This is a genomic window from Clostridium ragsdalei P11 (genome assembly GCF_001675165.1).
In the GTDB taxonomy this organism is placed as follows: domain Bacteria; phylum Bacillota; class Clostridia; order Clostridiales; family Clostridiaceae; genus Clostridium_B; species Clostridium_B ragsdalei.
Window position 1 is genome coordinate 60,841 of the sequence record NZ_LROS01000016.1, and the last position, 13,752, is coordinate 74,592.

At 32.6% G+C, this 13,752-nt stretch carries 11 protein-coding genes; 10 read left to right on the top strand and 1 reads right to left on the bottom strand.

Translation table 11 applies throughout. The features are described from left to right. The first annotated feature begins 19 nt into the window (after window positions 1-19). The 10 genes from CLRAG_RS08635 to CLRAG_RS08680 all read left to right on the top strand — a co-directional run bounded on the left by CLRAG_RS08635 (window position 20) and on the right by CLRAG_RS08680 (window position 12,519). The gene (locus CLRAG_RS08635) at window positions 20-856 is read left to right on the top strand and encodes an FAD binding domain-containing protein (RefSeq protein WP_065078065.1); all 837 of its coding nucleotides are present in this window, start codon (window positions 20-22) and stop codon (window positions 854-856) included. 2 nt (window positions 857-858) lie between these two features. Continuing rightward, window positions 859-1,326 carry a (2Fe-2S)-binding protein gene (locus CLRAG_RS08640; RefSeq protein ID WP_065078066.1) on the top strand — a complete coding sequence of 156 codons (468 nt, stop codon included), beginning with the start codon at window positions 859-861 and terminating at the stop codon, window positions 1,324-1,326. 1 nt (window position 1,327) lies between these two features. Beyond that, a complete protein-coding gene (locus CLRAG_RS08645) occupies window positions 1,328-3,676 on the top strand; it encodes a xanthine dehydrogenase family protein molybdopterin-binding subunit (RefSeq protein WP_065078067.1) in 2,349 nt (782 codons plus the stop codon). Window positions 3,677-3,758: 82 nt separating this feature from the next. Continuing rightward, window positions 3,759-5,084 (top strand): uracil permease, encoded by a 1,326-nt coding sequence (gene uraA / locus CLRAG_RS08650; protein ID WP_065078068.1) that lies wholly within the window; start codon window positions 3,759-3,761, stop codon window positions 5,082-5,084. Window positions 5,085-5,124: 40 nt separating this feature from the next. After that, window positions 5,125-6,081, top strand: coding sequence for a carbamate kinase (gene arcC, locus CLRAG_RS08655; RefSeq protein WP_065078069.1), 957 nt, complete (start codon window positions 5,125-5,127; stop codon window positions 6,079-6,081). 105 nt (window positions 6,082-6,186) lie between these two features. Next, on the top strand, window positions 6,187-7,125 hold the full coding sequence (locus CLRAG_RS08660) for a 3-hydroxyacyl-CoA dehydrogenase family protein (RefSeq protein WP_065078070.1): 939 nt from the start codon (window positions 6,187-6,189) through the stop codon (window positions 7,123-7,125). A 183-nt stretch (window positions 7,126-7,308) separates the two neighbouring features. Then, entirely contained in the window at window positions 7,309-7,875 is a 567-nt protein-coding gene (gene mnmM, locus CLRAG_RS08665) for a tRNA 5-(aminomethyl)-2-thiouridylate-methyltransferase MnmM (protein ID WP_207644799.1), read from the top strand. Window positions 7,876-7,935: 60 nt separating this feature from the next. After that, window positions 7,936-8,415 (top strand): S-ribosylhomocysteine lyase, encoded by a 480-nt coding sequence (locus CLRAG_RS08670; RefSeq protein ID WP_063556345.1) that lies wholly within the window; start codon window positions 7,936-7,938, stop codon window positions 8,413-8,415. A 665-nt stretch (window positions 8,416-9,080) separates the two neighbouring features. Next, window positions 9,081-11,285 (top strand): DNA topoisomerase III, encoded by a 2,205-nt coding sequence (locus CLRAG_RS08675; protein ID WP_065078072.1) that lies wholly within the window; start codon window positions 9,081-9,083, stop codon window positions 11,283-11,285. Window positions 11,286-11,343: 58 nt separating this feature from the next. Further along, on the top strand, window positions 11,344-12,519 hold the full coding sequence (locus CLRAG_RS08680; RefSeq protein ID WP_065078073.1) for an iron-containing alcohol dehydrogenase: 1,176 nt from the start codon (window positions 11,344-11,346) through the stop codon (window positions 12,517-12,519). Between the two features lie 84 nt (window positions 12,520-12,603). Here the strand turns inward: CLRAG_RS08680 and CLRAG_RS08685 are convergent, their stop codons facing one another. After that, a complete protein-coding gene (locus tag CLRAG_RS08685) occupies window positions 12,604-13,278 on the bottom strand; it encodes a hypothetical protein (protein WP_065078074.1) in 675 nt (224 codons plus the stop codon). Window positions 13,279-13,752: the final 474 nt, after the last annotated feature.

A 13,752-nucleotide genomic window follows, 5' to 3' on the forward strand; every position in this document is an offset into this window, starting at 1 on the left:
TTAATTAGGAGGAATAAAATTGCAAGATTTTCAGTATATAAAGCCTAAAAATTTAGAAGAAGCTTTAGAACTGATAGATAAATTTGGCAAAGAAGTCAAGATATTAGCTGGTGGGACAGATGTAATAGTTGGTCTTAAAGGTAATACAGTGCATTGTAAATATCTTGTTGATATAAAAGGTATAAATGAACTAAGGGGTATAGAATATAATGAGGTCGATGGATTGTCTATTGGCTCCCCAGTTACTCTAAATGAGATAATTGAATCTGATAAAATTGGACCAAGTTATAAAGTATTAATTGATGCTTCTAAATCTCTTGCTAATGCTTTAATAAGAAATAGAGCTACATTAGTTGGAAATATATGTAATTCATCACCTGGAGGAGATATGCTTCCAACTTCACTTGTGCTAGAAGGAAAAGTTTGTGTTTCATCAGTAAACGGTAACAGAGAAATACCACTTAAAGATTTCTTTACTGGAGTTAAGAGAAATGCATTGAAAACAAATGAAATGGTGACAAAAGTTATTTATCCACCAATAAAAGGAGAAGGAAGGTTTATAAAGAAATCAAGAATAAAAGGACATGACCTTTCACAAATAAGTGTTGCTGGATATTTAAAGGAAAATGGAGACTTGAAAATTTCATTAGGTGCAGTTGCTCCTACACCAATTTTAGTTGAAGATTTTGATAACTATAAAAATAAAAACCTTATAGCAGATAAAAATAAAATCGCTGATAAAGTTATGAGTAAAATTAATCCAATTGATGATGTAAGAGCAACGAAAGAGTACCGATTAGCAATGGCTAGGTATTTAACCTGTGAAATTTTAAAACAGCTAGGGGAGGGAAAATAAACATGATGGAAAAGATACATTTGTTTGTTAATGGAGAAGAAATTTTTGAAGAGATACCTTCAAATAGCACCCTGCTTTGGTTTTTAAGAGAGAAACTTGGATTAACAGGAACTAAGGAAGGATGCGGCGCTGGGGAATGTGGTGCTTGCACCGTTATTTTAAATGGTAAAGCTGTTAACTCTTGTTGTGTTATGGCATTAGAAGCTGCAGAGGGAGAAGTACAGACAATTGAAGGTGAAGCAAAGAATGGAAAATTGTCAAAACTTCAAAGAGAATTTATTAAGCATAATGGGCTACAATGTGGTTTCTGTACTCCTGGAATGATAATGTCAGCTAAAGCATTATTAATTAGGAAACCTCATCCTAAAAAAGATGAAATTAAAGAAGCTATGCAGGGAAATCTATGTAGGTGTACAGGTTATGAGGCAATTATAGAATCTATTGAAGCAGCATCAAAGGATGGTGAATAATATGGACTATAATTATGTAGGAAAAGGAATCCCTAGGATTGATGGAGTAGAAAAAGTTACTGGGGAAGCACAGTATGTTCAAGATATAAGCTTTAAAGGTATGCTTTATGCAAAAATCAAAACAAGCCCCTATGCACATGCATTAATTAAAAGTATTAATACAAGTAAGGCTAAAGAGTTACCTGGAGTAAAAGCAGTTTTGACTGGTCATGAGGCTTATCAGAAGCTTGGTATATATATTGTTGATAAACCAATACTTGCCGTAGATAAAGTAAGGTATTTTGGTGAGGCAGTTGCAGCCGTTGCAGCCGTTAATATTGATATAGCTGAAAGAGCAATAGATCTTATTGAAGTCGAATATGAACCTTTACCAGTTTTACTAGATGTTGAAGAAGCAGTAAAACCTAATGCTATTTTAATTCATCCAGATTTAGGAAATTACAAAACTATTCCAGGCGTATTTTTCCCAGAAGCAAACACAAATGTATCAAATCACTTTAAGTTAAAAAAAGGTGATATTAAAAAAGGGTTTGAAGAATCGGACTTAATAATTGAAAATAAATTTTATGTACCTCAAATACTTCATGTTCCAATGGAAACTCATTCAGTAATTGCAAAATGGGGTACGGGTGATAAGATAAAAATTTGGAGTAGTGCACAGTCACCATTTACACTGCGTAATTTGTTTAGTATTGCTTTAAATATACCAATGGAGAATATTGAAGTTATAGTACCATATATAGGTGGTGGTTTCGGAGGAAAAGCAGGAATTCATCTTGAACCATTAATTGCACTCCTTTCTAAAGCTTCAAACGGAAAGACAGTAAAATTTGTAGCAACAAGGGAAGAAGAAATATCAACGCTGCCTTGCAGACAGGGTCTAGTTGCTACAATTAAGACAGGAGTTAAAAAATCAGGAAAAATTATAGCAGAAGAAATTGAATATCTTTGGGATGCAGGAGCTTATGCAGATTACGGTGTTAATATTACAAGAGCTACCGGTTATTCTGGGGCAGGTCCATATGACATAGAAAATGTTAAACTAGATTCCGAAACTGTTTATACAAATCATCTATTTGGTACAGCATACAGGGGATTTGGACACGCAGAGATTTTCTGGGCTATTGAAAGGCAAATGGAACTGGTTGCTAAAAAATTAGGTATGGACTCACTTGAGTTCAGGCTTAAAAATCTATTAAGACCAGGATCTATTACTATAACAGGTGAACCTATTCATGAACAATCTGGAAACGTTATCAAATGTATAAAGACTGTAGCCGATAGAATAGGATGGGGAAAACCTAAATCAGAAGAAGAAAAAGCATTAGAAAAGAAAACGGGTAAATATAGGGGCAAAGGTATAGCTGTTTTGCATAAAGCACCTGCAATGCCGAGTAATGCAGCTACATCAGCTATTGTTCAAATGAATGAGGATGGATCTCTACGATTTAATGTTGCAGGTATAGATATGGGACAGGGTTCATATACAGCAATGGCTCAGATTATTGCAGAGAGACTTCATTTGCCTATTGAAAAAGTTCATGTAGTATTTGAAACAGATACGGATGAAGCACCATATGATTGGCAGACTGTGGCAAGTCGTATGACAATACTTGCAGGTAATGCCGTAATTGAAGCATGTAATGATTTAAAGGAACAAATTTTTGATGTGGCAGCAATTGTATTGCGTGCAGCTAAACATGATCTTGCACTTGGTGATGAATGTGTTTATGTAAAACAGTTTCCAGAAGAAAAAGTATACTATAGTGAAATTGCAGTGGGATACACCTATCCAAATGGAAACGGAATCGGCGGTCCACTAATTGGCAGAGGCAATAGTATAGCTCAAGGGTTAACAATTTTAGATCAAGAAACAGGACAGGGAAGACCAGCTTTAGATTGGACTTTCGGTGCTCATGCTATGGAGGTTGAAGTAGACACTAATACAGGGGATACAAAAATTATAAAAATTGTAACAGCTATAGATGTAGGCAAGGTTATTAATGAAATGGCAGTTAAAGGACAAATAGTTGGTGGAGTTGTTCAAGGAGTGGGGACGGCTATTTCAGAAGAACTTAAATATAACAAGGAAGGCAAATTATTAACTAAAAGTTTTGTCGATTACAAAATTCCAACAATGCAGGATTTACCAGGCTCTATTGAGGTCCACTGCATTGAAACTCCACAACTTGATGGGCCATACGGGGCAAGAGGATGTGCTGAACATCCAATGATATCTATAACATCTGCTATGGGAAATGCTATTGCAGATGCTACAGGAGTTGAATTGTTTGAAACTCCATTTACAGCCGAAAAAGTATATAAAGCATTAAATGAATATAAGCACTAAATTTGATTTATTTCGGTGCAATATTATACATTTAATGATACTGCACTGAACTTAAATAAATAATTTATAGGAGTGTTAATTTATGAGACGTATTGTAGGAATTCATGAAAAGCTACCAGTACTTGAGACTATACCTCTTAGTTTTCAACATTTGACAGCTATGTTTGGTGCAACTATTTTGGTTCCATTACTATTGGGCATAAATCCAGCGATTTGCTTGCTTATGAATGGTATCGGTACATTGGTTTATTCTTATTTTACTAGAGGCGGAATTCCAGCATATTTAGGTTCAAGTTTTGCATTTATTGCTCCTACTCTTTTAATTATTGGCTCCTTTGGTGGAGTTAGTCACGCTCAATCTGGATTTATCTTTTTTGGTTTATTCTTTATCGTAATGGCCCTCATTGTAAAAAGATTTGGAATAAAATGGATTGATGTGGTAATGCCTCCGGCTGTAATGGGCGCAGTGGTTGCTGTCATAGGACTCGAACTTGCGCCAACAGCAGCAACTCAGGCAGGACTTGCTCCAGCTGCAACAGCAGTTGGTAAAGTAGTTCAGCCATATGTTGCTGACCCTCGTGTTATTGGAGTTGCTATGTTTACATTGGCTATTGGAATATTTGGTTCAGTTTTATTTAGAGGATTTGCACAGGTTATACCAATTCTTATTGCTGTTATTTGTGGTTATCTTCTTTCATTTGCAATGGGGATGGTTGATACAAAATTAATTACAGCTGCAAGTTGGTTCCAGATTCCTCATTTTTCAGCACCTGTATTTGATATTAGTGCTATATTTATAATTGCACCGGCGTGTCTTGTCGTGCTTGCTGAGCATATAAGTCATTTAATAGTTACTGGTAGAATAACCGGTTCAAATCTATTAGAGGATCCAGGACTCTGGAGATCACTTCTTGGAGATGGTATCAGCAACGTTATCTCAGGTTTTACGGGATCAACACCAAATACAACCTATGGTGAAAATATAGGAGTTATGGCTATCACTCGTGTTTATTCTGTATGGGTTATTAGGGGAGCTGCTATTCTTGCAATTATTTTCTCATGCTGTGGCAAAATAGCTGCTACTATACAAGCAATTCCTGGGCCTGTTATGGGCGGAATTACAATGCTTCTTTATGGATTAATAGCTGTCCAAGGTATTAGAATGTTTGTTGAAGAAAAAGTTGACTTTAGTGTAAACTATAACATGGTTTTAGGTGCAATTACATTTGTTGTTGGTGTAAGCGGAGCTAGTGTTACAATTGGAACAGTACAATTTAAAGGTATGGCATTTGCAGCTATAGTTGGTATTTTATTATCAATCTGTTTCTATATTTTAGGAAAGTTAGGAATAATGAATGAAGAATACAAAATAAGATTTGATGACAAAGACAAAAATATTCAACCATAAACACAATAAGAATTAATACGAAATTTCGGAGGATATAAATATGTTAAAAATTGTTGTCAGTCTTGGAGGAAATGCACTTCAGAAAAACCCAAAAGATAAATCGGCAGAAGCTCAACTTAAGACATGTAAGGACACTGCCAAATCAATAGTAGATCTTATAGAAGATGGAAATGAAATTATTATTACACATGGAAACGGTCCACAGATAGGACAGATTATTTCTGCATATGAGAAAGCAGAAAGAGAAAACGCATTAAATCCCGTTATGCCTTTCCCTGAATGTGGTGCTATGAGCCAGGGATATATTGGATATCACTTGCAGCAAGCATTAAAACAGGAGTTAAAGAGGAGAGGAATAAGTAAACAGGTTGCAACAGTTATTACACAAGTTGTAGTTGATAAAGACGATTCAGGATTCAAGAATCCTACAAAACCAATTGGGTCATTTTTCACGAGAAAGCAAGCTGAAAAGCTTATGAAAGATAACGGATACTCAATGAAAGAGGATGCAGGCAGAGGCTGGAGACGTGTTGTAGCATCACCAATACCAAAATCTATTGTGGAAGATGAAATTATTAAAACGCTAGTTAAATCAGGACATGTAGTAATAACTGTAGGTGGCGGTGGAGTCCCGGTAATTGAAAAAGATGATGATACAATTGAAGGGGTTGCAGCTGTTATTGATAAAGATTTTGCGTCAGAAAAAATTGCAGAAATAATTGATGCAGATATTTTGTTAATATTAACTGCAGTTGAGAAGGTTTCAATAAACTTTAATAAAGACAATCAAAAAGACCTATTACAAATGGACATAGAAGATGCTCATAAATATATTCACGAAGGACAATTTGCATCAGGTTCAATGTTACCTAAAGTGAGGGCTGCTGTCATGTTTGCTGAATCAAAGAAGGGCAGACAGACTATTATAACTTCTCTTGAAAAAGTTAAAGAAGCACTTCATGGTAAAACAGGAACAGTAATAACTAATAAGCACTAAAAATTAAAAAATGAACCGGTGATTTCAATGTTAAATGAAATTACTGGTTTTTATTTAATGAAATAAAAAGCAATTTCCAATTATTATGTTAAGGAGAGCGGGAATATGAAAATTAAAACTGTATCTGTATTAGGTACTGGAACAATGGGACATGGAGTAGCATTATTATGTGCCCAAGCAGGATTAGATGTATTATTGTATGGAAGGTCAGATAAAAGTTTAAACAAAGGAATGAAAAGTATAGAATTAAGTTTGGAACTTTTTAAGGAAAAAGGTAAATTGAATAACAAACAACCAGAAGAAATCTTATGTAAAATAAAAGTTGTTAAAACAATTATAGAGGCAGCTCAAAGTGCTGATTTAGTAATTGAATGTTTAGCAGAAAATTTAGAGCTTAAACAAGATATTTTTAAAAAGTTAGATGAAATTTGCCCTAATGATACGATTTTATCGAGTTGTACGTCAGGATTATTACCAACAGATATAGCTAAGAATACAAAGCATCCGGAAAGAGTAGTAGTTGCTCATTTTTGGAATCCACCACAATTAATTCCTCTTGTAGAAGTGGTGCCTGGTGAAAGAACATCAGATGAAACAATGAAAATAACTATGGAATGGGTTGAATTTATAGGCAAAAAAGCTATTAGAATGGAGAAAGAATGTCAAGGCTTTATTGGAAATCGACTTCAGCATGCACTTTTAAGAGAGGCTTTATATATAGTAGAGCAGGGATGGGCAAAACCAGAAGAGGTTGATAAGGCTATTGAATATGGGCTTGGAAGAAGACTACCTATTACAGGACCAATTTGCACTGCAGATTTAGCAGGGATTGATACAGTTAATTCAATAGCTTCTTATTTATTAAAAGATCTTTGCAATTCAAATGAGCCTTCCAAATTACTTAAGAGTAAAGTTAAAAATGGAGAATTAGGAAGTAAGAGCGGACGAGGATTCTACAATTGGGCACCAGATGTTTTAGAAAAGAAACAGAAAGAACGAGCAGAATTACTATTTTATTTTCTAGAAAGAGATACAAGAAAATAATTATGAAGAGGTAGATACATGATATTTTTGAACATTTAAGTATAACAACTGGACTAATTAAGACTTATGAAAAGGATAATACTAAAGTAAAGCCTGGACTTTTAAATTTACAGATTAGATGTATAATATGATATAGAAATTATTACTACAATATTTTAGTAAAGGTTATGGAGCTGGTACTTGATGCAAAATTATTTTACAAATGCAGTTAATATAGCTAGGAATATATGTAAAAGAAAACTTAATAAAGGCGATATAGCAGTGGATGCTACTATGGGAAATGGAAATGATACGGAACTTCTAGCAGAACTTGTAGGAAGCTCTGGGAAAGTTTATTCTTTTGATATACAAGAAGCTGCCATCCAAAATACAAAGGAAAAGTTAATGGAAAACAATGTATCTGAATGGGTAAAATTAATACATGATGGTCATGAAAACATGGACAAATATGTAAAAGATAAAGTGAATCTCGTTATTTTCAATTTGGGGTATTTGCCTAAAGGGAAACATTCTGTTACAACAAAATCAGCAACTACACTAGTCGCACTTAAAAAAACTTTGAATTTAATATGTAAAAATGGAATAATAATTTTAGTTGTATATTACGGACATAAAGAGGGAAAGTTTGAAAAAGAAGAACTGGAGAAATATACAGAAAAATTAAATCAGAAGGAATATAATGTAGTTAATTTATGTTTTACAAATCAAGTTAACAATCCGCCTATGATCATTGCAATTGAAAAGAGATAATTGTTTGACGCAAAAGGATATAAATGCTAATATACAATTAGTTTTAGGAGGCGATAGGCAATGGAAAAAATTGCAAGTTTTACAGTTAATCATTTAAAATTACAGCCAGGTGTTTATGTATCAAGAAAAGATAAGTTTAAAGATGTAGTCCTGACTACTTTTGATATAAGAATGACAAGACCAAATTTTGAGCCTGTTATGAATACAGCAGAAGTTCATACTATTGAACATTTAGGTGCAACTTTTTTGAGAAATCATAAAGTGTATGGATCTAAAACTGTGTACTTTGGACCTATGGGGTGTAGGACAGGCTTCTATTTAATACTAGAAGGAGATTATAAGTCAGAAGATGTAGTAGATTTACTTAAGGAAATGTATAAGTTTATTGCAGACTTTGAAGGAGATGTGCCTGGAGCAGCTGCAAAGGATTGTGGAAATTATTTAGATATGAATCTTTCTATGGCAAAATATCTGGCAAATAAATTTCTAAAGGAAGTTTTAACAAATATCACAGATAAAAACTTAAATTACCCAGACTAATGTTTAAATATATATATTAAACAAAAATCAACTTATACTACGTATAAGTTGATTTTTAATTAGACTAACTTAAAAATTTAAACTTATACATGAAATGTAATGACAAAATTGAAGTTATACTTAAAAGCCTTATTTTGCAGTTTAAGCAAAGCTTTTAAAAAGAACAAAGTTTAAATAACAAAGAACAGATAAAGACGATTTCTATCATACCTCAGGAAATCTATAATTTTAATATTTTCTGACGTTAGGAAGAAAATTATCCCTAATTTGATATTTGAACTTTGTTCTTTAAAAATATCGCATGAGTTGACTTTCAAGTTATAAATTCTATATATGAGAAGTCTGAACCTATTCAGGCTGCTCAACTTGTAAAGAGGTATAATAAATCGTATAATATGAAATAGAAGTTTTTACAATATAGTAAATTTTAAACCAACATTGTTTTGTATCTAATAGATAAGGCATTTTCAAAGAAATAACTAGTCAGTATGCTAGCCTATTTTCTATCATACTGCGTCGGTAGAACCCTTAGATAGGATTTACTATCTGCGGAACCTGCCTCCTTGTTTGATAAAAAATATTCGTCGCATCTTTGACTTGTTATTTTCTTTCAAATGCCTAAAGACAAATATAATGATATTAATAAAGCATGAAAGGAAATAAATATGGGTAAAATATTGGTATTGGCTGAAAAGCCTTCTGTAGGAAGAGAAATTGCGAGGGTCTTAAAATGTCGTAAAAAAGGCAATGGATGGTTAGAAGGGGAAAAGTATATTGTGACTTGGGCATTGGGCCATTTAGTTACTTTAGCAGATCCAGAAGCTTATGATGATAAATATAAAACTTGGAAGCTAGAAGATCTACCAATGCTTCCTAAATATTTAAAGCTTGTAGTTATAAAACAAACTGGCAAACAATTTAATACAGTAAAGGAACAATTAAATAGAAAAGATGTAACAGAAATTGTTATTGCTACAGATGCTGGAAGAGAAGGGGAACTAGTAGCAAGATGGATAATTGAAAAGGCTAGAGTAAATAAGCCTATAAAAAGACTTTGGATTTCTTCTCAAACAGATAAAGCTATTAACGAAGGCTTTAGGAATTTAAAACCTTCATCACAATATGATAACTTATATAGGGCAGCACAGTGTAGGGCAGAAGCAGATTGGATTGTGGGACTTAATGTTACAAGAGCATTAACTTGTAAGCATAATGCTCAGCTTTCAGCAGGAAGAGTTCAAACTCCAACTCTAGCTATGATTGTTCATAGAGAAGAGGAAATTAAAAACTTTAAACCAAAGGATTATTACAGTATAACTGGAAATGCTAATGGATATACTCTTCAATGGCAAAATGGTAATGGACATTTTAATACTTTTGATGAAGACTTTGCAAATAAAGTAGTATCAAAAGTTAATGGCCAAAATGGGAAAATACTTGATGTAATAAAAAGCGATAAGAAAAAATATGCACCAGCACTTTATGATTTAACAGAGCTTCAAAGAGATGCTAATAGACTTTTTGGTTACTCTGCAAAGCAGACACTCTCTATAATGCAAAGATTGTACGAGAATTATAAATTTTTAACTTATCCAAGAACGGATTCAAGATATATTTCAGCGGATATAGTACCTACGCTGCCAGAGAGATTAAAAGCAATATCAGTAGGAAATTATAGCAAATTTGCTATGGAGATTATGAGAGGGAAAATAAGGGCACATAAGGGCTTTGTAGATGATAGTAAGGTTTCAGATCATCATGCTATAATTCCAACAGAGGAAAGAGTTATTCTTTCAAAGTTAAGTAATGAAGAAAGAAAAGTGTATGACTTAGTAGTTAAGAGATTTTTAAGTGTTATGCTTCCTCCTTTTGAATACGTGCAAACAACTGTAAAGGCAGAAGTTAATGGAGAAATCTTTGCAGCTAGTGGAAAGGTAATTAAATCAAAAGGATGGAAAGCTGTATATGATAAGGATGAAGACTTTGATGATAATGATGGGATGCATGAAAATCAATTAAAGGAACAGGTACTTCCGGACTTAAATAAAGGAGATAGTATAAAGCTTACAGCAGTTAAAATGCATAAGGGACAGACTAAGCCGCCTGCGAGATTTAATGAAGGAACGTTGTTATCTGCCATGGAAAATCCACAAAAATATATTAATATGAATAAGGAATACGCAAAAACTCTTGGAGAAACAGGTGGACTTGGAACAGTTGCTACAAGAGCTGATATAATTGAAAAATTATTTAATACTTTTTATGTAGAGAAAAAAGGTAAGGAAATAATCCCAACTTCTAAAGGAAAGCAGGTTGTGGAATTGGTTCCAGAAGATTTAAAATCACCACTTTTAACTGCAAAATGGGAAACTGACCTGAATTTGATAAGTAAGGGAAAACTAAATGATAAAAGCTTCATAGGCAATATGAGGAATTATTCAGTAAAGCTTGTGGAAGATGTAAAATCCAGCAGCGATAAATTTAGACATGACAATTTATCAGGAGCTAAATGTCCTGAATGTGGTAAATATATGCTTGAGGTAAATGGAAAGCATGGAAGAATGCTTGTATGCCAAGATAGGACTTGCGGCCATAGAGAAAATTTAGCAAAATTAACTAATGCAAGATGTCCTGAATGTCATAAAAAATTGGAACTTAGAGGACATGGAGACGGCCAAGTTTATGTTTGCATAAATAATAATTGTAATTTTAGAGAGAAGGCATCATCCTTTAATAAAAGATTTGATAATAAGCAAGGCAAGAACAGTAAAAGAGACGTAGCAAATTATATGAAGAAGATGAAAAAAGAAAGTGAAGTTCCAATGAATTCAGCTTTAGCGGATGCATTAGCTAAATTGAAATTAAAATAATAAAGGTTATTTTATTATTTAGCATAATCAGAAAAATTAGTAAGTGAGGGATGTTATTATGGAAAACTTTATTTTTAAAAATGCTACAGAAATTATTTTTGGTAAGGATACCGAAGATCTTGTAGGAAGTAAAGTAAAGGAGTATTCAAAGTCAGATAAAATACTCTTTTGCTATGGGGGAGGAAGTATAAAGAGATCGGGCCTCTATGATAGAGTTATAAAGTCCTTAAAAGAAAATGGAATTGAATTTATAGAACTTCCAGGAATTAAACCTAATCCAAGATTAGGACCTGTTAAAGAAGGTATAAGACTATGTAGAGAAAATAATATAAAATTTGTACTATCTGTAGGAGGAGGAAGTTCAGCAGATACAGCTAAAGCTATTGCTGTAGGAGTACCTTATAAAGGAGATGTATGGGATTTTTATACGGGCAAAGCTGAAGTAAAAGAGGCTCTTCCTGTAGGAGTTGTAATAACATTACCTGCTACAGGTACAGAATCTAGTAATAGTTCTGTTATTATGAATGAAGATGGTTGGTTTAAAAAAGGATTAAATACGGTACTTATAAGACCTGCTTTTTCAATTATGAATCCTGAACTTACTTTTACACTACCAGAATATCAAACTGCTTGTGGTGCTTGTGACATTATGGCACATATAATGGAAAGATATTTTACAAATGTGAAACATGTAGATTTAACTGATAGGCTTTGCGAAGCTGCACTTAGAAATGTTATAAATAATGCCCCAATAGTTTTAAAAGATCCTAAAAATTATGATGCTAGGGCAGAAATTATGTGGACTGGTACTATAGCTCATAATGATGTGCTTAGTACAGGTAGAATAGGTGATTGGGCTTCTCACAAAATTGAACATGAATTAAGTGGGGAAACAGATATTGCCCATGGAGCAGGACTTGCAATTGTATTTCCTGCATGGATGAAATATGTATATAAACATGATATCAATAGATTTGTACAATTTGCAGTAAGGGTATGGGATGTAGATTTATCTTATAGTTCCTGTGAAGATATTGTACTTGAAGGCATAAGGAGAATGACAGCATTTTTCAAGAGCATGGGGTTACCTATAACTTTAAAAGAAGGAAGTATAGGAGAAGATAAAATTGAAGAAATGGCTAATAAGTGCACGGATAATGGAACCAAAACTGTAGGACAATTTGTAAAACTAAATAAAGATGATATTGTAAAAATATTAAATTTAGCTAGATAATATTGAGTTAAATTGCATTAAAAATGGTCTAGTATATTTTATTAGAATAAAATATACTAGACCATTTTTAATATACATGTTGTATTAAGCACAATTAATAGCTTTTTCTACAGCATAATTATTTTCCTTTTCTATATGACGCATATTGCAAAATACATTACTACATCTTGAGCAGCAGTGATCATCTCCATTTACAGATATGCTTTTATCTGCTCCATAAATGTAAGTTAGGGATTTATGAGGATATACACAATTATTTACCATCTTAACATTGTGAAACTTGGCATCTCTAAGTTTGCTTAAAATGTTATTTTGATATTCTAATTCTATTTCTCCATCCCCAGGAGCTACTTTATGAGTAATACCTAAATTTATCTTAGAAGCTTTGTTGCATATAATGTGATGCAGTTGAGAACTCATGTTAAATAGGTAATTACTAGACATGGAATCTAGTACCAAAGCTTCATAAAAGTTGCCACTTTCAAACATTTCATTTATTTTATTAGTACATTTTTCCCCTAAAGTTATTAGACAATATATTGTAAACTTGCAGTTAGATAACATATTTAAATTAATACTTTCATCTTTTTCTTCCATCTTAAAAATTCCCAGTGGATTTGAATGATCTTTTAGTATAGGTAATAAATTTTTGTACATCTTATCCAGTTCATTATATTGAGGCATTTTACCATAAGATTGCACCATCTTTATAACCCTGTCCTTATTTAATTGAAACTTAAAATTAGAAATTATATTCATTTGCCTCACCTCACATTAATATCTAAATTTCATAACTATATTATATTAAAATATAAGGTTAATTGCAAGTAAAAACATGAATTTATTCATATTTTTTTAATCAAAAATATTGCATATCCAATTTATGATAGATAATAGTATGTAAAATAACACTTTTAATTGATTTTAATGAACATTAAAAGTCCAATTATAGTTCCAATAAGGAATATGATTGACTTGGACTTGCATATTTAAAAAATGGTTTCTAGTTTAAAACTATATTTTAGATTTTCTATACTCAATTTTTGTACATATAAAATTTTGCCAAGCAAAGCTTTTGAGTTGAGAGTTGAAAATTGAAAGTTGAGAGCTCATAGGCCCCCTCATAAAGCTGGAATAATTAACTCAGTTAATTTAAAATTAATTTAGAGTTTTGAGAGGGGGTTTTTATGAATTTCATAAGAAAATATACAGAAGAAGAAAGAGTGAAAATGG